The organism is Nonomuraea sp. NPDC051941 (assembly GCF_044593615.1).
Genome location: NZ_JBIUCF010000013.1, coordinates 249561 through 268836, shown reverse-complemented (window position 1 = coordinate 268836; position 19276 = coordinate 249561). Strand labels below are relative to the sequence as shown.

Genomic DNA, 19276 nt, shown 5'->3' with positions numbered 1-19276 from the left:
CTGGACGGGCACCAGGGCCAGCCGAGCGCCGACGGCGGCTATGGCGTGATGCACCTGGTCACCGCCAAGACCCTCGACAAGGCCGCCACGCTGACCAAACAGCCGGTGTCCGCCCTCAAGTCGGACGACGCGGCCAACATCACGGGCGGCGCGGCCGTGCTGCGTGCTCTCGCCGACGAGCTCAAGCTGGACGCCACCGCCCGCAAGGACGCGGGCAAGTGGTACCAGGCGGTCGCCAAGTACGGCGGCGCCTCCTCCCCCGCGGTCGCCCGGCTGTACGCCGACACCGTCTACGAGGAGCTCGCCAAGGGGATCCGCGCCACGACCCCCGGCGGCGAGAGCGTCACCGTACCGGCGAGCACCGTGACGCCCGACCGCGGCCCGTACGCCGACGCGGACGACCTCGACAAGCCCAGCACCCTCGCGGCGAGCACCGACTATCCGTCGGCCAGGTGGGTTCCGGCGCACAGCAGCAACTACGCCGTCTCCAACCGGCCCACCAGCGACGCGATCGACCGCATCGTCATCCACGTGACCCAGGGCAGCTACGCCGGCACGATCTCCTGGTTCCAGACCGGGCCCCGGCCGAACCCCACCTCGGCCCACTACGTCGTGCGCTCCTCCGACGGCGCCATCACCCAGACGGTCAGGGAGAAGAACCGGGCCTTCCACGCCGGCACCTACAACCGGCGCTCGGTCGGCATCGAGCACGAGGGCTTCGTCGACAACGCGACGTGGTTCACCGACACGATGTACCGCGCGTCGGCGGCGCTGACCCGCAACATCGCCGACCGGTACAACATCCCCAAGGACCGCAGCCACATCGTGGGCCACAACGAGGTCCCTGGCGCCGACCACACCGACCCCGGCCGGTACTGGAACTGGTCCAAGTACATGCAGTACGTCACCGGCAGCAGTGGCGGCGGCGGGGGCACCAACCCGCACACCGCCGAGTCCGTCTGCGGCACCGGCTACAAGGTGATCGACTCCGCCGCCCTCGGCTCCAGCGGCACGGTCTACCTGACCTTCAACTCCGCCAACGGCAACAACTGCGTGGCCACGATCAAGAAGGCCTCGCTCGGCAAGGCCACCGCCACCACCGCCTTCCTGGAGGTCAAGGGCAAGACCCGGGCCACCGACACCGGCAACTTCGACTACTACGCCGGACCCATCCGGGCCACCGCCGCCGACAAGTGCGTCAAGTGGGGCGGCAAGGCCGGGACGAGCACGTACGAGAGCCCCTTCGAACACTGCGGCGGCTGATCCGCTGACCCTATGACCTGTGGCCGGATCGCGCGGGCTCGCGATCCGGCCACAGCTTTGCCGTGGGGCAATTGCGGCTGACGACACGCGGACGATAAAGGCGTCTGACCTCCGTATCGGGCGAGGGCCGCCAACCCGGGAAAGCCGTATTTACCGTAGCCCGGTGCCGTGTCATCATGCGCTCACCGTCTGTCGATGGGAGCGTAGTGATTCGCGACCTACTGACCGTTCTGCGCTGTGCCCGGCTGGCGATCGCCCTTCCCGTCGCGCTCAAAGACGCCGTCGCCTGCGCTCCCGACGCCGTACGCGACTTCGAGCGGGCCGTCGAACCGATCGTCCGCGACGTGTTCTCCGAGCCCGAGCGCGAGGCGATGATCGACTCCCTGCGCGGCACCGCGCTGAGCTTCAACGTCGGCATCCATGCCTACGCCAGGATGGCGGGCCGGTCCTGTGACGGGGAGCTGGTCATGCTCGCCGGATCGGTCGCCCGGCTCTACGACGACATGATCGACAACGGCGGCGACCCGGCGATCGACTCATGGGTGGCGTCCCTCTTCAAAGCCGACGGGCATGCCGCCTCACGTGATCATCACCAGCGCCTGCTGGCCGCGCTCTACGCGGAGATCCGCCGCCGTGCTCCCGGCGAGCTCTGGCACACCGCGCTGCTCGAACTGCACGACTACCAGGTGCTCTCCCGCAAGCAGCGCGATCCCGCCACCCCGGCGGCACAGCTCGGCAAGATCACTCGGGGGAAGGGCGGGCTGGCGGGCCTCGTACTGTTCGGCCTGGTGCATCCGGACATGAGCGTGGTGCAGCGCGACGCGGTGATGGAGGCGGGCGAGGCGCTGCAGCTCCTGGACGACTACCTCGACCAGGACGCCGACCTGCGTGCCGGCATCGGCACTTTGGTCAATCGGGGCGAGGTGAGCCTGGCCGAGGTGGGCGCCCGCCTGCTGGCCCTGCGGCCCCGGCTGGCCGCCTGTTACGGAGGCGCCGCCGCCCGGCCCTTCGCCGCGACGCTCTTTCTCCTCCTGGCGGTCAACGTGCTCAAACGCCACCAGCACGGACGCGCCAAGAGAACGAGAGACACCCCGCTGGGGCTGCTACTGGCCGGCGGCAAACACGCCATCCCCCCGAAGAGAGCCTCGTAGATGCGCAAGCTGAAGACGGCGTTCTTCGTCCTCCTCCCGCTGGCGTTCGTCCTTCTGGCGGTCGTACGGCTGGCGGTGGGCGGCTGGTCCAACGTCGAGGCGGTCATCGCCGCGGCCGCCCTCGTCGTGGCCTACATCGGCACCCTGCGCGCCGAGCGCCCTCCGGACGAGGCCTCCGACCTGGCCGACAGACTGGCCGACCAGGTCATGCAGACGGCCAGGCGGGAAGCGGGCAACCGCGACGTCCCGGACAGCCGCGGCATCCCGATCCGCTCCGAGTCCGGCGGCTCCCTTCCCGGAACGATCGAGGAACTGGCCGACCACCTCCTCACCATGAAGGGGCCCGTGGTGGTGACAGGCGGGCGGGGCTCGGGCAAGACCACGCTCGGCCTGCTCCTCTCGCTGCGGATGTCCTCGGCGCAGCACCGGCCGATCCCGGTCACGCTGCCGCTGTCGTCATGGGAGCCGCGGCTGGCCCTGCGCGAGTGGGTGGCGGTGCGGCTGGCCGCCGAGTACCCGTTCCTGCGGGCCGCTCCCCGCGCGCTGGAACGGCTGATCGCGAACGGCAGCCTGCTGGCCGTGTTCGACGGTCTGGACGAGGTGCCGCCGGCACGCCGTACCGAAGTGGTCAGGGCCATCGACGAGGGCTGGTCCCGCTCGTACATGCTGACCAGCCGCGTCGAGGCGTTCACCGGCACCGTCGCCCGCAGGCTCGCCGGGACGCCGGTGGCGCGGCTGCTGCCGGTGGACGCCGCGGGCGCCGCCGGATACCTGGAGTCGCGCTGGGGCGACGTACCCGAGGCCGCCGCGCTGGTCGCCCGGCTGCGCGCGGAGCCGGGCGGTCCGCTGGCCGAGGCGCTCGACACCCCGTTGATGATCTTCCTGGCGGCGCGCACCTGCGAGAGCGGCCACACCCCGCGCATCGACGGCACCGCCCCGCACATCAGGCAGGGCCTGGTCGCCGGGTTCGTGCCGGCCGTCTACCGGCCGGGACCGGAGGCCGATCAGCGGTGGAGCCCCGAGGAGGCGGCCCGCTACCTTCGGTTCCTGGCCGACTTCCTACGCCGCAGGGGGACCCACGACCTGGCCTGGTGGGAGTTGCACCACGCGCTGCCCCGCGCGGTGATCCCCGCCCTCCAGGCCGTGCTCGGAATGGCCCTCTTCGGGCCGCTCTGCGCCGCCGTGACCGCGCTGTTCGGGCTGGGGTCGGTCGGCTGGTGGTTCGGCCTGGCCATCGGGCTGGCCAGCGGGTTCGCGGTGTCGCTGGCCAGGCAGCACTACCCGCGTGAGGCGCGGCCGAAGCTGCGCAAGACGCTGACCCGGCGCTACCTGCTGCGCCGCCTCGGCCAGGGCCTGGTGTGCGTGGTGCCCGGCATGGTGATCGTCCTGGTGCTGTACGACGGGGTGACCTACGCGCTCACTGACGGCGCGGTGTTCCTGGTCGGTTTCCTGGCCGCCTCCCTTGCCCTGGCCCCCGCCAATGTGGAAAAGGCGGGCACGCCCGACGGCTTCCTGCGCAATGACCGGGCCGCCGTGCTGCTGGCCTTCGCCGCGGGCGGCCTGATCGGGCTCGCCATGGGCGCCTACCTCGGCTGGTGGATGGAGGCCGGGCTGCGGGTCAGGGACCACGTATGGCTGCTCGCCCTCGGCCACTGGCAGCAGACGCTCATCAGCGCCGCCAACGGCGCGGTGCTCGGTGCGGCCGGGTTCGGCGTCACGATGATGGCGCCGAGCGCGTGGGGGCGGTTCGTCGACGTCCGGCTGTGGTTCGCGGCGCGGCGGGTGCTGCCGCTGCGGCTGATGACCTTCCTGCACGACGCCTACGAGCGCGGAGTGCTCCGCCGTACGGGGCCCTACTACCAGTTCAGGCACGAACTCCTGCAGGACCAGGCCGCAGCTGGGCCGACACCGCCGGAGTCAGCACCACCTGCCCCGCCAGCGACCAAGCCGTGACCCGGTCGTTCGCGCCGATGGCATAGCTCGCCTCGGGGAAGCGCGCCCGGCCGCTGTCCGGTGCGAAGCGCGCGTACCGGATCTCCAGCTCCGCGCGCCTGCGGCGGACCCGTTCGACCGCGACGCGCCCGCCCGTCGCGGGCCGGTAGCCGAACTCCAGCACCACCTCTTCGTCAGGCTCGGCCCGTGTCAGCGCCTCCACGTCGCCCGGCCTGGTCAGGTCGCAGACCCGGCCGCCGACCGTACAGCGCAGGATGTCGAAGCCGTGCCCGCGCAGCACCCGCGTCTGCGCGGCCAGCCAGTCCGGCTCGAACCGGCGCTGGGCGCGCGCCAGCAGGCGCAGCGCCATGACCCGGGCCACCACGTACGCCGCGGTCAGCCAGGTGGCGGCGGAGAAGAGCGGATGCGGCGCGAAGGTCGCCGCCAGCGCGAGCGCGGCGGTGAGCACCGCCCAGCCGAACGTCGCCGCGGGGGCGCGCTCCGGCGACGGCCCGGCCAGAACTCGGCGCACCGTCACCGGCAGCCCGGGCAGCGGCACGAGCGGGACCGGCAGGTCGGGGCGGGAGTATTCGGGCCCGTAGGTGACCGGCATCTTGCCAGTATCACCCGAGACGCCGCCCGGTGTTACTGGCCTGCCGGCTCATCTCGTTCTGTCGGACGCGGCACCGGCCCAGCCTGAAGGGCCGCGACCTCCGGATGTCGCGGCCCTTCTTCCGGTCATCGCGCCGATCAGCCGAACGGCTGGTTGTCCAGCGTGTTCACCTTCACGGCGGTGATCTTCACCTGCTTCATCAGCACCTGGGACGCGCCCGCCGGCTTGGAGCAGGCGAAGCTGAGCGGCCCCGTGCCGGGGTAGGTGTGTACGACGTTGAGGAAGATGCTGTGCCTGCTGTGCGGCGCCAGCGTCACCTCGGTGATGTCGCCGTCCGAGTTGGGACCTGTACCGATCGTGCAGAGGTAGTCGATCGCGGAGTTACCGGTGTTCTCGGCGTACAGCTTCGCGGTGATCGTGTACGAGCCCGTCCCCAGGAACCCGCTGAAGCCGGGGCTGAGGGCGTTGGAGTGGACGATCTCGTTGTCCCACCGGCTGATCACCTCCGGTGGCACCGCCTCGGCCGCGTTGACGTTCCCCGCCAGCAGCGCGCCCGCGGCCACGACGGCGGCCAGCGCGGACAGGCGCAGGCCGCGGCGGCGGCGTGATGGGGCGGTTGTGGGCATGGTCATGTGAGTTTCTCCTGATGTGAGCCGTCCCCCTCGCGCGGACGCGCGAGCGGCCGCACGCTGTCGCCGGCCGAGGCGGCGGTCACCGGCTCGCGTGCACCCCGGAAAACTAGCCCTCGCGGTTTCGGAAGACCGCGCAAAAATAACCGCGCCGGCCGTGCCGGTCGTCATCGCGCTTTCGCCCCCGCACCGAAGCCCCCCGTACCAGGCACCCTGCCGAAAGCGTGCGCAGCTGGATCTGCGTCTAGGGACCCTCCAAGAAGTGGCGCAGCGTGGCCTCGATCCAGCCGTACGCGATCGTCTGCTCCGGCGGCCAGGGCCTGTCCTCGATGATCGACACCAGCTCCCACAGCCTGGCCGCCCGCGGGTCGTGCTCGTCGAACGTGCGCAGCAGCTCCTCGCGGCTCTGCCCCATCACCGCCAGGATCCGATCGAGGATCGGCTCGGATTCGGGTGAGCCGGGCTCGATGCCCGCCCGCGAAGCGGTCAGCGCCTCCCGCATGATCTGGGCGTTCATCTCGTGCCAGGCGTCGAAATCCCGGTCCTCCTCCCAGAACTCCGTGTTCTGCCGGCGCAGGCTGTCGCGGTAGTCCTCGTCGGCGAGCAGGTCGGCCAGCTCCAGCCAGGCGTCGAGCTGCGCGACGGTCGGCTCCTCGGGCAGTTCGGGGAGCATGGCGTCGCGCATCTGGGTCAGCCACTCGTGCCGGCCCTCGATGCCGCCGCCGACCTCGTCGACGAACTCGTCCAGCAGGATCTCCATCTCGGCCGCGCCGAGCCGGCCGAGCGCGTGGAGTCTGCTCAGATCCTCCTCGGCGGGATCGCCGTCCCGGGCGAGCGTCGCCCTGAGCACCGCCCTGGTCCGCTGGAGCGATCTGAGCTGCGTCTCGACCGCCTTGAGGTGAAGATCGAGTACGTCCCTCAGCCGGCGGTCGCCGAGCGAGCGGATCGTGGCCAGGTCGACCCCGATCTCCCTCAGCGTGCGGATCAGCTCCAGCCGCGCACGGTCCTCATCGCCGTAGAGCCGGTAGCCGGCGGCAGTGCGCTCGCGCTCGGGCAGCACGCCCGCGTCCGAGTAGAAGCGGATCGTCTTCACGGGGAGGCCGGTCAGCTTCGCCAGGCGGCCGATCGTGTAGCTCATAATTCCCTTGAGCCTCCAGTAACTGGAGACTTTAGCGTAGCCGACATGGCGAAGCAGAAGATAGCCAGGGTCGTCACCCTGCACATTCAGGCCGGCGAGGCGGGTCCGGCGAACGTCGGCAAGGACCTCGGCCCGCTCGGCATCAACCTCATGGAGTTCTGCCGGCAGTACAACGCGCAGACGCAGGACCGGCGCGGGTTCGTGATCCCCGCGGTGATCACGGTGTACGAGGACAGGTCGTTCGAGGTCGTCACCAAGCAGCCGACCACCGCCTCGCTGATCCGGCGCGTCGCCGGGCTCGACGGCGGCAGCCCGCGCCCGGGCCACCAGAGCGGCGGCTGGATCACCCGTGCCCAGCTCCGCGAGGTCGCCCAGGCCAAGCTCCCCGACCTCAACACCGCCGACCTGGATCAGGCCGAGAAGATCGTCGCGGGAACGGCCCGTTCCATGGGCCTCACCGTCCGCGACTAGAACCGGGATCCCGCTCGGCCAGATCATGATGGGCATGGGAATCTGCGTTTTCTGCGAGATCATCGCCGGGCGCGTCGAGGCCGGCGTCGTTCATGAGGACGACAGCGTGGTGGCCATCATGGACCACAAGCCGGCCACGGTCGGCCATGTGCTGGTGATCCCGCGCGTACACGTGGTCGGGCTGGCGGACGCCGATGACGCGGTCGGTACGGCGATCTGGCGCACCGCGCGGCGGGTGTCGGGCGCGTTGCGGGCATCGGGGCTGCGCTGCGACGGGGTGCGGTTGTCCCTGGCCGACGGGGAGGCCGCCGGTCAGGACGTCTTCCATCTCCACCTGCACGTGGTGCCGCGCTTCCCGGGAGACGGCGTGGTGGTCACCGCCGGCGGGAAGAAGCGGTCGCGGGAGTTGCTCGACCAGGATGCGGCGCTGATCCGGGAAGCCCTTACGTGACTCCGGCGAAAGCGTTCCTGCACTCGCCTGTTCCGCTGCACCCAGCTGCCCAAGAAAAGACGGTCTGATAATCACCCGTTTTGATCATTTCCATCTTTTTCTCCAAGTCGATCCCCGACGCGCGTTATCTCGCGTTCGAGCGGGTACCTCCAGCTCGCACCATCAGGGGGATGTGGCATTAAGTCCGATTCTTCCGAATCCGACCTACAGGGGAAGAAACAGATGATTAAGCACCGAAGCATCAGAAACGCGCTGGCCTTTGCCGTGGCAGCGGCGGCGGCCAGTGGATTCGCGACTCTGACCTTTACGGCGTCGGCGGGCGCCACGGCCGGCACCAGCGTTCACAGCACGGTGAACACGGCGGCAACCGCGATCAACCTCGCCACCGATCCGAGGTCGGAGAAGGAAGAGCAGCCGACCCGGGCGATCGACTCCGCCTTCCAGGGCGACCCGGAGGACCCGCAGAGGCCGCCGACCAAGTTCGTCGGGGTCATCCGCGACGACAGGGTCGCGATCAGGGACCCGCGGACGATGCCACAGTGGCATGACCTGACCGAGCTGCTGCCGCGCGACTTCGGCCGCCTGGTCGACATCACCCTGGCCGCGCCCGACGAAGGCGACACCGTGCACATCACCGTGCTGAACGAGCGCGGCAAGGTGGCCCAGAGCAGGTGCACCGTCTTCCCGACCCCGGGCACGAAGGGGACGCCGGAGTGGCCTGACAACTGCACCGACTTCATCGATCTCACGCGTAAGTGAGTCGCCTGATCCACCGATGATGAATGCCGTGCCCGGGAAGCTCTCCGGGCACGGCATTCATCGCTTTTTGCTACATTTTTGTGGCTGTACGGCACACATGGTTGTCCAATTGAGCGGATTTGCCACCTCATCGCCCGCGCCATTTTGGGCGATTTATGAGGAGAAAGCGCGCTATGACGTCATCCTGGACTAAACGGCCGCAGGCCATGCAAAGTCATCCCCGTAATGCATGGAGCGAGCCGAAAGGAAAACGCATGAAGCGTTACGAGAAGCCCCGTCTGATGGCAGCCGGATCCTTCCGCAAGGCCACCGGCCTCCTGGCCCTGCACGGCAACGACCGCCTGATCTTCAGCAAGAACTGAAATCGGACAGTCCATGCCCGACTGCGGCATGCTGAGCCGGCCGCACCACGGCGAGGCGTACTTCGTGGTCCTCCCCGACCACGAGGCCGCGCCCGCCGTGGCGGCGGTCCTGCGTACGGCGACTGCTCGCACCGTCACCTACGCCTCCGGACGGCCCTGGCTGGTCGGGCACTGGTCCGACGAGGAGATGACGGTGGCCGAGGCGGGCGCCACCAGGCTGGCGGTGATCGGCCGCTGCGCCTTCGACGCCGAACGGCTGGCCGCGGAGGCGAGCCGGCTGCGTGACCCGGCGCACCTCGACCGGCTGGCCCGGACCCTGCCCGGCAGCTTCCACCTCGTCGCCGCGCTGGACGGCCGGTTACGCGTCCAGGGCACCGCGTCCGGGCTCCGGCTGGTCTTTCACGCGCGCGTGAACGGGCTCACCGTCGCCTCCGACCGCGCCGACGTCCTGGCCGCCGCCACGGGGGCCGAGCTCGACGTGCGGCGCCTGGCCGTACGGCTGCTCTGGCCGGTGCCACATCCCCTGCCGCACCTCCCCCTCTGGCCGTCGGTCACCGCCGTCGAACCCGGCCACCACCTGACCGTCGCAACGGACGGGGTGACCGCAGGGCATCGCCGCTGGTGGACGCATCCCCAGCCCGTCCGCACGCTGTCCGACGCCGCCGAGGACGTCCGGCGGGCGCTCGACGACGCGGTCGGCGCGCGCACCAAGGCGGGCGGCACGGTGAGTTTCGACCTGTCCGGAGGGTTGGACTCCACGTCGCTGTGCTTCCTGGGCGCCGCCCGGCAGGAGGCGCACCTCATCGCCTCCACCTGGCCGGGCCGCGACCCGGCCGACGACGACCTGGCGTGGGCCCGGCGCGCGGCGGCCCACCTGCGCGGCGCGGAGCATGTGGTCTGGCCGGCGGAGGAGTCGCCGCTGGTCTACGAGGACCTGCTGAGAGTCGACGACACGCTGGACGAGCCGACCATCGGCGTCATGGACCGCGCCAGGGTGCTGGCGCACCTGCCCCGGCTGGCCGCCAGGGGCAGCAGGCTACACGTGACCGGCATCGGCGGCGATCACGTGGCCTGGTGCTCGGAGGCGAGCTACCACCGGCTGCTGCTCAGGCGGCCGATGCTGGCGATCGGGCGGCTGCGCGGTTTCCGCGCGCTGTTCCACTGGCCGTACGGACCGATGCTCCGGACGCTGGCCGACCGCCGCTCCTACCGCCGCTGGTTGACCGGCTCACTCGCCGACCTGCGCGCCCCGCTGCCGCCACCCGTGTCCGGCGCGCTGGGCTGGGGGGTGCCGCCCCGGCTCTTCCCATGGATCACTCAGGACGCGGGCCGCATGGCCGCCGAGGTGCTCGCCGAGACCGCCCCGTACGCCGAGCCGCTGGGAGCCGACCGGGGGCAGCACGCCGACCTGCACGCCATCCACGACACCTGCCGGATCATCCGCCAGTGGGACCAGATGAGCGTCCGCGCGGGGCTGCCGATGGCCTCCCCCTTCCTCGACGACCGGGTGATCGAGGCGTGCCTGTCGGTACGCCCGCAGGACCGGGTGACGCCGTGGCGCTACAAACCCCTCCTGACGACCGCGATGCGCGGCGTCGTGCCCGAGGAGTGCCTGCGGCGGACCAGCAAGGCGGAGGCCTCGCTCGACGCCGCCGAAGGACTGCGCCGCCACGGCCCCGACATGCAGGCGCTCTGGACGGACTCCCGGCTAGCCCGGCTCGGGCTGGTGGACACCGCCCTGCTCAAGGACCTCACCGCGCACCCCGACACGCCGGGACTGCGGGAGGCGATCCTGTACTCGACCATCGGCTGCGAGGTCTGGCTGCGGACCCTGGAGCCGTTCGACAAGGAGGACGGCCGATGAGCCTGCGGCTGAGCGCCGATGTGTCCACCGCCGACACCGACTACGGCATCGTGCTTCTCAACCAGCGCAACGGCGACTTCTGGCAGCTCAATCCGAGCGGCGCGCTGGCCGTGCGCCGACTGCTGGACGGCGACACCACGGAGCAGGCGGCCGCGGCCCTGGCGGCGGAGTTCGAGGTCGGGCACGGGGAGGCCCTGGAGGATGTGCTGGCGCTGCTGGAGCAGCTGCGGGCGGCCGGGTTGGTGGCGCCGTGACCGTTCCGAGCGCGCTGGAGCGGCCGCAGGGGATTCCGTGGCGGGCCAGGCTGGCGGCGCGGATGGCGGTGGGGGCAGCGTTCTCGCTGGCCGTGCTGCCGCCGCGGCGCCTGCGTACCGTGCTCACCCTGCTCAGCCGGCGGGCCAGGCCCGCCACGTACGCCGAGGCCAAGGTCGCCAAGGACGCGGTGCTCGCGGTGAGCCTCACCTGCCTGGGCGTGCACGGCTGCCTTCCCCGGTCACTGGCCACCGCCCTGCTGTGCCGGATGCGGGGCTCGTGGCCGACGTGGTGTACGGGTGTCCGGGTACGGCCCCCGTTCGGGGCGCACGCCTGGGTCGAGGCGGAGGGCAGGGCGGTGGACGAGCCCACACCGGAGGGGTATCTCGCCCCCTTGATCGCTGTCGCCCCGAGAGGTCAGGAGTTGCGGGGGACCACCAGTCCGGATTCGTAGGCGAAGACCACGAGCTGGGCGCGGTCGCGGGCATTGAGCTTGGCCATGGCCCGGTTGATGTGGGTTTTCGCGGTCAGCGAGCTGATCGCCATGCGGTCGGCGACCTGGTCGTTGGACAGGCCCTGCGCGACCAGGGCGACGGCCTCGCGTTCGCGGCCGGTCAGCTCTTTCAGCCCCGTGCCGGTGGCGGCGTGGAGCGGCTGGGTGACGTACCGGTTGATCAGCTTGCGGGTGATCGACGGTGCGAGCAGGGCGTCGCCGCGCGCGGCCACGCGTACGGCGTGCAGGAAGTCCTCCGGCACGATGTCCTTGACGAGGAATCCGGCCGCGCCGGCGCGCAGCGCGTTGAAGACGTACTCGTCCAGGCCGTAGTTGGTCAGGATGACGACGTGCACCCCGGCCAGGGCCGGGTCGGCGGCGATGCGGCGGGTCGCCTCGATGCCGTCGACGACCGGCATCCGGACGTCGATGAGCGCGACGTCCGGCAGGTGCCGCCTGACCAGGTCCAGGCCCTCCTGGCCGTCGGCGGCCTCGGCCACCACCTCGATGTCGTCCTCCAGGTCGAGCAGCGCGCGGAATCCGCTGCGGAGGAGCGGCTGGTCGTCGACCAGCAGGACACGGATCATGACGTACGGTCCACGGGAAGTTCGGCCTGGACGGTGAAGCCGCCCTCCTCGCGCGGTGCCGCGCGCAGGCGACCGCCGAGAGCGGTGACGCGTTCGCGCATCCCGAGCAGCCCGACGCCGGGCGGCGGGGCGGCGTCCGGGGTGGCCCTGCCGTCGTCGTCGATGCGGACCGCGAGGGTGTCGGGACGGTAGTCGATCCGGACGGACGCGGTCGCGGCGGCGGCGTGACGGGCGACGTTGGTGAGGGACTCCTGGACGATCCGGTAGACGGTCCGGTCCACTGCGGCCGGCACGTCGTGGCGCTGTCCCCCGATCGTCAGCGTCGCGTCCAGGCCGGTCGTCCGGGCCCGTTCGACCAGCTCCGCGACGTCGTCGAGCCCACGCGGCGGGCTCGTGTCGTCGTCGCGCAGGGCCTCCAGGGTCGCGCGCAGCTCCCGGGTCGCCTCGCGTCCGGCTTCCTGGATCGCCAGCAGGGCCTCGGGCACCGGTTCGCCCCTTTTGCGGGCCACGTGGACGGCGACCTCGGCCTGCACCTTGATGATCGAGATCTGGTGGGTGAGCGAGTCGTGCAGCTCCCGCGCGATGTGCAGCCGCTCCTCGTCGGCGCGCCGCCGCGCGGTCTCCTCCCGGGTGCGCTCGGCTTCGTCCGCCCGCCGCTCGGCCTGCCGCAGCGCCTCACCCGCGGCACCGGCCGCGACCAGCCAGGCCAGCTCCAGGGCGCCTCTGGCCTGCGCGAACGCCTCGCCCGTGTCGTGCAGCCCCGAGGCCAGGGCCGCGAGGGGCAGGACGGCCAGCATGGCCACGCTCACCGCCACCGTGACGGCACGATGACCGGCCCGCACGGCCGCGTACACCGCGAACAGGTACGCGACGGCGGGCACGTCGAACCCGGCCGCCTGGTAACCCGCCGCGCACAGCCCGGTGACGGCCAGGACGGGAACCGGGGCCCGGCGGCGCGCGGCCAGCGCCAGCCCGCCGGCCGCCAGCAGCGCGTAGCCGAGCAGGTCGAGGTAGGTGGCGGAGTGCTGCCCGGACAGCCCGGTGACCAGCAGCGCCGCGGCCACGCCCCCGGCGATCGCCCAGTCTGTGACAGCCGCCGGGACGCCGAACCGTCCTGTGCTCATGCGCGCACCTTAGCCGGATACCGCCGCGGGCGACTCCACCGCACGGATGAGCGGCCGGCTACCGCACCCGCGGTACCTGCGCGGCTTGTGCGGCATTCGCGGTAGCCGGCTGCGGCATCGGCGGCACCGCGAACTGCCCACGTCAGGCGGACGACCGGCGAGGGCTCCGGCGGACATGCTCGACATCCGGTCGTAGGAGAAGGAGCACCTCATGATCATCCGTCATCTGCTCGCCACAGCCCCGGACGTCAACGCCTATGACCTGACCCCCGGGCGTCTCTGGTCCTTGGTGGCCATAGCGCTGGGGCTGGTCGGCGTGGTCCTCGGCGGGCTGGCCCTGGCCCGCTCCACCGGTCGTGCCAGGGCCGTCGTGGCCCTGGCGGCGGGGCTGGCCGGCGCGGTCGTCGGCGGGCTGGTCGTGGCCGCCGCCGAGGGCGGTCCGGGCACCGGCTACGGAATAGTCGGGGGCGTCGTCGCCCTGCTGGTGGGGCTGGTCGGCGTGGCCCTCAGCGGGCTGGGCCTGGCCCGCAGCTCTTCCCGGTCACGGTGAAGGTGTGGGTCCCGGCGCCCACCTCGTGCAGGACGCTCCCCGGCAGGTCCACCTCGGCGGCCGTCCCCGGGGGCACGGTCGCCGTGACCGTGAGCGTCTCGCCGTCCCGCTCCCACGAGACGGCCGCGAGGCCGTACGGGGTGTCGAGGCGGGCCGAGGCGTGCGTGAGATCGCCGCCCGGCCGGGGCGCGATGCGCAGGCGGCGGTAGCCGGGGGCGGCCGGGGCGAGTCCGGCGACGGTGCGGTGCAGGAAGTCGGCGACCGCACCCAGGGCATAGTGGTTGAACGAGGTCATCTCACCCGGATTGATCGTGCCGTCGGGCAGCAGGCTGTCCCAGCGCTCCCAGATGGTGGTGGCGCCCATCGTCACCGGATAGAGCCAGGACGGGCATTCGCGCTGCATGAGCAGCTCGTAGGCGGTGTCGTACGCCCCGACCGAGCAGAGCGCGTCGCAGATGAGCGGCGTGCCGGCGAAGCCCGTGCTGATGCGGTGGCCGTCCTGGACGACCAGCTCGACCAGGCGCCGCCCGGCCCGCTCCCGCTGCGCGGGTCCCTCCAGCAGGTCGAAGGCCAGGGCCAGCGCGTAGGAGGTCTGGCTGTCGCAGGCCAGCCGGCCCGACGGGGTGACGAACTCGCGGCGGAAGGCGGCTCGCACGGCCTCGGCCAGCTCGCCGTACCGGGCCGCGTCGGTCCGGTGGCCGAGCAGCGCCGCCGTGTCGGCAAGGACGCGCGCCGTGCGGGCGTGGTAGGCGGTGGCGACCAGCGCGGGGTCCGTACGCGTCTTGCCCGGCTTGTCGGGGGGCGCGGCGGGGTCGAGCCAGTCGCCGTACTGGAAGCCCTCGTTCCACAGGTGGTCGTCGCCAGCCAGGGACGTGACGTGCTCCACCCACGCCTTCATGCTGGCGTACTGCCTGCGCAGCAGGGCGAGGTCGCCGGAGCTCCGGTAGAGCACCCACGGGACGAGCACCGCGGCGTCACCCCACACCGCCGCGGAGCGTGGCGGGAACTTCAGCGGCACCCACGGCACGTACGACGGCACCGTGCCGAGATCGGCCTGCTCGGCGGCCAGGTCGGCGAGCCAGGACGCCAGCGCTCCCGTGCAGTCGTACAGGAACGCCGCGGTCGGGGCGAAGACCTGGAGGTCGCCGGTCCAGCCCAGGCGCTCGTCACGTTGGGGGCAGTCGGTGGGCAGGTCGACGTAGTTGCCGCGCATGCTCCACCGGACGTTGTCGTGCAGGCGGCTCAGCAGCGGATCCGAGCAGTCGAACGCGCCGATGGGCCGCAGGTCGGTGTGGCAGACCACGGCCTGGACATCGGCCGGGCCGACTTCCCCGGGCCACCCGTCGACCTGGGCGTAGCGGAAGCCGTGCGTGGTGAACCGGGGCTCCCACTCCTCGGGCCCGTCGTCGCCGCGCAGCGTGTACGCGTCGAGCGCGGCAGCCTGGCGTAGTGGCCGCAGTGCGAGCGCGCCGTTCTCCAGGACCTCGGCGTGCCGGAGCGTGACGGTGTGCCCGGCCGGGCCCTGGACGCGGATGCGCAGGCGGCCGGCGATGTTCTGGCCGAAGTCGAGGATCGTCTCCCCGCCCGGGCCGGTCAGCACCGCGACCGGGCTCAGCGTCTCCGTCCGGCGCACGGGGGGACCGCTGGGGGCGACCAGCCGGGCCGCGTCGTGGGCGAGCACGTCGGCGGGCAGCCAGGCGGAATCGTCGAAGCCGGGCTCGGACCAGCCGGCGGGCACCAGCCGGGCGTCGTGCTTCTCCCCGTCGTAGAGGCTCGTGGCGGTGATCGGCCCGGTGGCGCAGCGCCAGGAGCCGTCGGTGACGACCGTCTCCGTCGTGCCGTCCTCGTACGCGATCTCGAGCTGGGCGATGAGCGCCGTACGGTCGCCGTAGACGCCGGTCGTGCCGCCCAGGAAACCGATGCGGCCCCGGTACCAGCCGTCGGCCAGGGTGGCGCCGATGGCGTTGGCGCCCCGGCGCAGGAGGGCGGTGACGTCGTGGGTGCGGTAGCGCAGGCGGTGGCCGTAGCTGGTCCAGCCGGGGGCGAGCACGTCGTCGCCGACGGCGTGGCCGTTGATCTCGGCCTCGTACAGGCCGTGGGCGGTGACGTACAGGCGGGCGCGGGCGATCGGGCCGCGCAGGGTGAAGTCGCGGCGCAGCAGGAGGGCGGGGCCGTCGGGCGGGCCGAGCAGTGCCGGCGGCGGTGCGGCGGCGCCGGCCTGCCAGTCGGCGGGCTCCAGCAGGCCGGTCTCGGCCCACGACCATTCGCTCCAGTCGCTCGCCGAGCCGTCGTGGCCGTGGAGCCGTACGCGGGCGCCGCGCCGTTCGCGCGAGCCCAGCGGCTCGCCGGGCCAGGGCACGAGCACCGACTCCGCCGACTCGACGCGTCCGCTCGCCGTGCCGTCGCCGAGCTCGATCTCGTAGGCGGCCTGCCGCCAGCCGGGGAGGTCGGTGGCGACGGTCCACGACAGGCGGGGCGCGTTCTCGCCGATGCCGAGCGGCTCGCGGTGGTGTTCGAAGGTGGGGGCGTGGACGTGCGGAGAGGTCATGTCATCCCTTGATGGCGCCGGCGGTCATCCCGGCCACGATCTTGCGGTTGAAGAAGACGAAGAGCAGCAGCGGCGGGATCGTGATCAGCACGATGTCCATGAACAGCAGGTTCCACTGCGTGCTGTACTGGCTCTGGAAGTTGTAGAGGGTCACCTGCACGGTCGCGTTGTCGTCGCCGGGCAGGAAGTACAGCGGGTTGACGAAGTCGTTGAAGACCGCCACCGAGCTGGTCACGATCACGGTGACGGTGACCGGCTTGAGCAGGGGGAAGATCACCCGGAAGAAGAGGGCGGGCCCGGTGCAGCCGTCGATCATGGCGGCCTCGTCCAGCTCGCGCGGGATGGCCGCGACGAACGCGCGGAAGAGCAGCACCGCGAACGACAGATGGAAGGCGACCTCGATCAGGATCAGCCCGGGCAGCGTCTTGAACAGACCGATGGCCTGCAGCAGCCAGATCGTCGGGACGATCGCGGGCGGGATGATCAGCCCGGCCAGGACCAGGAAGTTCGCCAGCGACCCGATCCGGCCCGCGCGGCGCTGCAGCACGAACGCGGCCATGGCGGCGAAGAGCACGACGAGCGTGACCGACACGACGGTGAGGATCGTGCTGTTGAGGTAGGCGCGCAGCAGCACGTAGTCATGTGCCTCGATCACCTCCAGGAAGTTCTGGACGACCCGCCACTCGCTCGGCCAGGAGAAGTCCAGGTCCGCGGACTGGAGGGGGTCCTTGACCGCGGTCAGCAGCATGAACGAGAACGGGACCAGGAAGACCACGGCGGCCCCGAGCAGCGCGATCCCCTCCGCGCCGAATCTCTTGAGTGCTCTCACGAAGTCACCTGCCTCTCGGCCAGGAAGCGGTTCAGGGGGACGACGATGGCGGTCACGACCACGAACAGGATCACGTTGCCCGCGGTGGACAGGCCGAAGAAGCCGGCCTGGTACTGCTTGTAGATGATCGAGGCGATGGTGTCGCTGGTGAAGCCCGGTCCGCCGCGGGTCATCGTCCAGATCAGGTCGAAGGAGCGCAGGCCCCCGATGAGGGAGAGGACGATCACCGAGTACGTGGCCGGCCAGGACAGCGGGAGGGTGACGTGGCGGAAGCGGTGCCAGGCGCCCCCGCCGTCCACGGCGACCGCCTGGTAGTAGTCGCGGGGGATGGACATGATGCCGGCGATGTAGATCACCGTGGCCAGGCCCACGCCCTTCCACACGTCCACCAGGGCCACCGACAGCAGGGCGGTGCCGGCGTCGCCGAGCCAGTCGGGGCCGTCGACGCCGACCACGGCCAGGGCCTTGTTGACCAGGCCGGTGTCCGGCCTGAGCAGGGCGCTGAAGGTGATGCCGACCGCGACCGTCGACACCAGGACGGGGAAGAACACCACCGAGCGCAGGAAGCCGCGCAGCCGCAGCCGTGAGGTGAGCAGCACGCCGAGCAGCAGCCCGAGCACCACCTTCAGCCCCGAGGTGAGCACGGCGTAGACCAGGGTGTTGGCGAAGCCGGCGCGCAGGTTCTGCTCGGCGAAGAAGTCGCGGAAGTTGTCCAGCCCCACGAAGGTGCTGTCGAACAGGGTCCAGCGGGTCAGCGCGAAGTAGAAGGCCATCGCCGTCGGCACCAGGAAGATCACCAGGTAGACGACCGCGGCCGGCAGGTAGAGCGCGTACGGGTAGGCCGTTGCGTGGGGACGGGGCAAGGCCGGGCCGGGCCCCGTGCGGGGCCCGGCGTCCTGCTGGGTCACCATCCGGGCAGCCCCAGCTGCTTGGCCTGCTTGTCCACGTCCTTGTCGTACTGCGCGGCGCCCTCGGCGGGCGGCGTCAGCCCGGAGCCGACCGCGACGGTGATCTGCTCCAGCGACGGGCCCTTGACCGGCGAGACGAACTCCAGCGCGGAGGCGGTGGCGCCCTTGTCCAGGTAGGCCTGCAGGTCCTTGGCCGCCTGGATGGCGTTGTCCGGCAGCTTGGCCCCGTTGATCCGGAACGGTCCCGCGGGCTGGACGGCCTTGCTGATCGCGTCGGTGCCGGCCGGGGAGGCGATGAAGGCGAGGAACTTCTTGGCCGCGTCCAGGTGCTCGGTGGTCTTGGCGATGTAGACCCCGGGCGGCTCCCAGACGGTGGCGCCGTTCTTGGCCGCGTCGGCGCCGGGGACGCCGAAGAAGCCGATGTCGGTGGCGGCCTGCGGCATCGTGGCCACCAGCGGCGGGATCTGGGAGCTGGTCATCGCGTAGTGCGCGCCCTTGCCTTCGACCAGCATCTTCATGCCCTGCTCGGCGGTGGCCGAGCCGAAGCCGTCGTTCTGGTAGCCCTTGGCGTGCACCTCGGCCAGGTGATCGAACCCGGCCCTGGCCGCGGGGGTGGTGGCGAACTTGGCCTTGTTGGCCGTGTAGTCCTGCGCGAAGGCCGGGACCGCGGCCTGGACGTTGTAGTAGTCGCTGAGAAGCAGCAGCTGCGAGGTCCAGGTGTCCTTGAACGTGGAGATCACCGGTGTGATCCCGGCCGCCTTGACCTTGTCGTTGTTGGCCATGAACTCGGCCCAGGTCCTGGGCACCCGGAGGCCGAGCTGCTCGTAGACCTTTCGGTTGTACAGGATGCCGCCGCCGCTCATGCTGCCGGACGGCACGCCGTACACCTTGCCGCCCTGGGTCACGGCGGGCAGGTACTCCTTCTGCACGTCGGCCAGCACCGGATCGCCGGTCAGGTCGACCATGGTCTGCGCCGGGTTGAGCGCCTGGAGCAGCGAGCCCGAGTTGTACCAGAACACGTCCGACATCTCGCCGGTCGAGAGCCGGGTCTTGATGAGGTTGTCGCCTTCGGTGCCGCCCGGCCGCGTCTCGGTCTCAATCTTGATCTTGGGGTTGGCCTGCATGAAGGCGCCCGCGAGCCCCTTGGCTCTCGCCGTGGTCGACGCGCCGTTGTCGATGAGGAAGGACAGGGTGACGGTGCCGTCGGCAGCCGTCCCGGAGTCGGATCCGCAGGAGGTCAGTGCCGCCGTCGTCAGAACGGCCAGGCCCGCTGCGAGCATGCGGTGAGAGGTCTTCACAGTGCCCCTACAGGTCGTTGAATCGTTTTAACGGGCCCCCGATGCGAGTTAACG

20 protein-coding genes are annotated in these 19276 nt (G+C 71.3%); 11 read left to right on the top strand and 9 right to left on the bottom strand.

The genetic code is table 11. The annotated features are described in order from the left end of the window. The 3 genes from ACIHFD_RS23520 to ACIHFD_RS23510 form a co-directional block, all read left to right on the top strand. Window positions 1-1263 (top strand): N-acetylmuramoyl-L-alanine amidase (locus ACIHFD_RS23520; RefSeq protein ID WP_397368707.1); only part of this gene is annotated, 1263 nt, incomplete at its 5' end. A 206-nt stretch (window positions 1264-1469) separates the two neighbouring features. Beyond that, entirely contained in the window at window positions 1470-2414 is a 945-nt protein-coding gene (locus ACIHFD_RS23515) for a class 1 isoprenoid biosynthesis enzyme (RefSeq protein WP_397368706.1), read from the top strand. Next, the gene (locus tag ACIHFD_RS23510) at window positions 2415-4367 is read left to right on the top strand and encodes an NACHT domain-containing protein (protein WP_397368705.1); all 1953 of its coding nucleotides are present in this window, start codon (window positions 2415-2417) and stop codon (window positions 4365-4367) included. It abuts the gene before it with no gap. Here the strand turns inward: ACIHFD_RS23510 and ACIHFD_RS23505 are convergent. The 3 genes from ACIHFD_RS23505 to ACIHFD_RS23495 all read right to left on the bottom strand — a co-directional run bounded on the left by ACIHFD_RS23505 (window position 4279) and on the right by ACIHFD_RS23495 (window position 6726). Then, complete coding sequence (locus tag ACIHFD_RS23505) at window positions 4279-4959, bottom strand: hypothetical protein (RefSeq protein ID WP_397368704.1); 681 nt, start codon at window positions 4957-4959, stop codon at window positions 4279-4281. The genes ACIHFD_RS23510 and ACIHFD_RS23505 overlap by 89 nt on opposite strands. Before the next feature lie 137 nt (window positions 4960-5096). Beyond that, window positions 5097-5591 carry a hypothetical protein gene (locus ACIHFD_RS23500; protein ID WP_350723261.1) on the bottom strand — a complete coding sequence of 165 codons (495 nt, stop codon included), beginning with the start codon at window positions 5589-5591 and terminating at the stop codon, window positions 5097-5099. Window positions 5592-5832: 241 nt separating this feature from the next. Further along, window positions 5833-6726 carry a MerR family transcriptional regulator gene (locus tag ACIHFD_RS23495; protein WP_397368703.1) on the bottom strand — a complete coding sequence of 298 codons (894 nt, stop codon included), beginning with the start codon at window positions 6724-6726 and terminating at the stop codon, window positions 5833-5835. A gap of 45 nt (window positions 6727-6771) precedes the next feature. Between ACIHFD_RS23495 and rplK the strand changes: the two genes are divergently transcribed. From rplK to ACIHFD_RS23460, 7 genes are all read left to right on the top strand, one after another. After that, window positions 6772-7197 (top strand): 50S ribosomal protein L11, encoded by a 426-nt coding sequence (gene rplK, locus ACIHFD_RS23490; protein ID WP_355194027.1) that lies wholly within the window; start codon window positions 6772-6774, stop codon window positions 7195-7197. 34 nt (window positions 7198-7231) lie between these two features. After that, window positions 7232-7648: an HIT family protein gene (locus ACIHFD_RS23485; protein WP_397368702.1), complete on the top strand. Its 417-nt coding sequence runs from the start codon at window positions 7232-7234 to the stop codon at window positions 7646-7648. A gap of 222 nt (window positions 7649-7870) precedes the next feature. Continuing rightward, on the top strand, window positions 7871-8407 hold the full coding sequence (locus ACIHFD_RS23480; RefSeq protein WP_397368701.1) for a hypothetical protein: 537 nt from the start codon (window positions 7871-7873) through the stop codon (window positions 8405-8407). A gap of 254 nt (window positions 8408-8661) precedes the next feature. Continuing rightward, entirely contained in the window at window positions 8662-8769 is a 108-nt protein-coding gene (locus ACIHFD_RS23475; RefSeq protein WP_350723271.1) for a keywimysin-related RiPP, read from the top strand. 13 nt (window positions 8770-8782) lie between these two features. Further along, window positions 8783-10633, top strand: a complete 1851-nt coding sequence (locus tag ACIHFD_RS23470; RefSeq protein ID WP_397368700.1) for a lasso peptide isopeptide bond-forming cyclase — start codon at window positions 8783-8785, stop codon at window positions 10631-10633. Further along, window positions 10630-10887 (top strand): lasso peptide biosynthesis PqqD family chaperone, encoded by a 258-nt coding sequence (locus tag ACIHFD_RS23465; RefSeq protein WP_350723274.1) that lies wholly within the window; start codon window positions 10630-10632, stop codon window positions 10885-10887. Before ACIHFD_RS23470 ends, ACIHFD_RS23465 begins: the two co-directional genes overlap by 4 nt. Then, on the top strand, window positions 10884-11339 hold the full coding sequence (locus ACIHFD_RS23460; protein WP_397368699.1) for a lasso peptide biosynthesis B2 protein: 456 nt from the start codon (window positions 10884-10886) through the stop codon (window positions 11337-11339). Before ACIHFD_RS23465 ends, ACIHFD_RS23460 begins: the two co-directional genes overlap by 4 nt. On the opposite strand, the gene ACIHFD_RS23455 is transcribed toward ACIHFD_RS23460, so the two are convergent. Together ACIHFD_RS23455 and ACIHFD_RS23450 are read right to left on the bottom strand one after the other, a co-directional pair. Next, window positions 11303-11965 (bottom strand): response regulator, encoded by a 663-nt coding sequence (locus tag ACIHFD_RS23455; protein WP_397368698.1) that lies wholly within the window; start codon window positions 11963-11965, stop codon window positions 11303-11305. The two genes, ACIHFD_RS23460 and ACIHFD_RS23455, sit on opposite strands and share 37 nt — an antisense overlap. Continuing rightward, entirely contained in the window at window positions 11962-13089 is a 1128-nt protein-coding gene (locus tag ACIHFD_RS23450; RefSeq protein WP_397368697.1) for a sensor histidine kinase, read from the bottom strand. The genes ACIHFD_RS23455 and ACIHFD_RS23450 overlap by 4 nt, the downstream gene beginning before the upstream one ends. A 211-nt stretch (window positions 13090-13300) precedes the next feature. On the opposite strand from ACIHFD_RS23450, the gene ACIHFD_RS23445 reads away from it, so the two are divergent. Next, a complete protein-coding gene (locus ACIHFD_RS23445) occupies window positions 13301-13639 on the top strand; it encodes a DUF6223 family protein (protein ID WP_397368696.1) in 339 nt (112 codons plus the stop codon). Here ACIHFD_RS23445 and ACIHFD_RS23440 read toward each other — a convergent pair. From ACIHFD_RS23440 to ACIHFD_RS23425, 4 genes are read right to left on the bottom strand one after another with little or no spacing between them, the layout of a single operon-like run. Continuing rightward, on the bottom strand, window positions 13596-16187 hold the full coding sequence (locus tag ACIHFD_RS23440; RefSeq protein WP_397368695.1) for a family 78 glycoside hydrolase catalytic domain: 2592 nt from the start codon (window positions 16185-16187) through the stop codon (window positions 13596-13598). The two genes, ACIHFD_RS23445 and ACIHFD_RS23440, sit on opposite strands and share 44 nt — an antisense overlap. 1 nt (window position 16188) lies before the next feature. Continuing rightward, window positions 16189-17016 carry a carbohydrate ABC transporter permease gene (locus ACIHFD_RS23435; RefSeq protein WP_363978396.1) on the bottom strand — a complete coding sequence of 276 codons (828 nt, stop codon included), beginning with the start codon at window positions 17014-17016 and terminating at the stop codon, window positions 16189-16191. After that, window positions 17013-17927: a carbohydrate ABC transporter permease gene (locus ACIHFD_RS23430; protein WP_397368694.1), complete on the bottom strand. Its 915-nt coding sequence runs from the start codon at window positions 17925-17927 to the stop codon at window positions 17013-17015. The genes ACIHFD_RS23435 and ACIHFD_RS23430 overlap by 4 nt, the downstream gene beginning before the upstream one ends. Beyond that, on the bottom strand, window positions 17921-19222 hold the full coding sequence (locus ACIHFD_RS23425) for an ABC transporter substrate-binding protein (protein WP_397368693.1): 1302 nt from the start codon (window positions 19220-19222) through the stop codon (window positions 17921-17923). Before ACIHFD_RS23425 ends, ACIHFD_RS23430 begins: the two co-directional genes overlap by 7 nt. Between the last annotated feature and the right edge of the window lie 54 nt (window positions 19223-19276).

Excerpts from the sequence above, each read along its gene's own strand:
- ACIHFD_RS23485 (WP_397368702.1), top strand. The coding sequence starts at position 7,232 with ATGGGAATCTGCGTTTTCTGCGAGATCATCGCCGGGCGCGTCGAGGCC.
- ACIHFD_RS23505 (WP_397368704.1), bottom strand. The coding sequence starts at position 4,959 with ATGCCGGTCACCTACGGGCCCGAATACTCCCGCCCCGACCTGCCGGTC.
- ACIHFD_RS23440 (WP_397368695.1), bottom strand. The coding sequence starts at position 16,187 with ATGACCTCTCCGCACGTCCACGCCCCCACCTTCGAACACCACCGCGAG.
- ACIHFD_RS23500 (WP_350723261.1), bottom strand. The coding sequence starts at position 5,591 with ATGACCATGCCCACAACCGCCCCATCACGCCGCCGCCGCGGCCTGCGC.
- ACIHFD_RS23450 (WP_397368697.1), bottom strand. The coding sequence starts at position 13,089 with ATGAGCACAGGACGGTTCGGCGTCCCGGCGGCTGTCACAGACTGGGCG.
- ACIHFD_RS23455 (WP_397368698.1), bottom strand. The coding sequence starts at position 11,965 with ATGATCCGTGTCCTGCTGGTCGACGACCAGCCGCTCCTCCGCAGCGGA.
- ACIHFD_RS23445 (WP_397368696.1), top strand. The coding sequence starts at position 13,301 with ATGATCATCCGTCATCTGCTCGCCACAGCCCCGGACGTCAACGCCTAT.
- ACIHFD_RS23465 (WP_350723274.1), top strand. The coding sequence starts at position 10,630 with ATGAGCCTGCGGCTGAGCGCCGATGTGTCCACCGCCGACACCGACTAC.
- ACIHFD_RS23475 (WP_350723271.1), top strand. The coding sequence starts at position 8,662 with ATGAAGCGTTACGAGAAGCCCCGTCTGATGGCAGCCGGATCCTTCCGC.
- ACIHFD_RS23510 (WP_397368705.1), top strand. The coding sequence starts at position 2,415 with ATGCGCAAGCTGAAGACGGCGTTCTTCGTCCTCCTCCCGCTGGCGTTC.
- ACIHFD_RS23480 (WP_397368701.1), top strand. The coding sequence starts at position 7,871 with ATGATTAAGCACCGAAGCATCAGAAACGCGCTGGCCTTTGCCGTGGCA.
- ACIHFD_RS23430 (WP_397368694.1), bottom strand. The coding sequence starts at position 17,927 with ATGGTGACCCAGCAGGACGCCGGGCCCCGCACGGGGCCCGGCCCGGCC.
- rplK (WP_355194027.1), top strand. The coding sequence starts at position 6,772 with ATGGCGAAGCAGAAGATAGCCAGGGTCGTCACCCTGCACATTCAGGCC.
- ACIHFD_RS23470 (WP_397368700.1), top strand. The coding sequence starts at position 8,783 with ATGCCCGACTGCGGCATGCTGAGCCGGCCGCACCACGGCGAGGCGTAC.
- ACIHFD_RS23495 (WP_397368703.1), bottom strand. The coding sequence starts at position 6,726 with ATGAGCTACACGATCGGCCGCCTGGCGAAGCTGACCGGCCTCCCCGTG.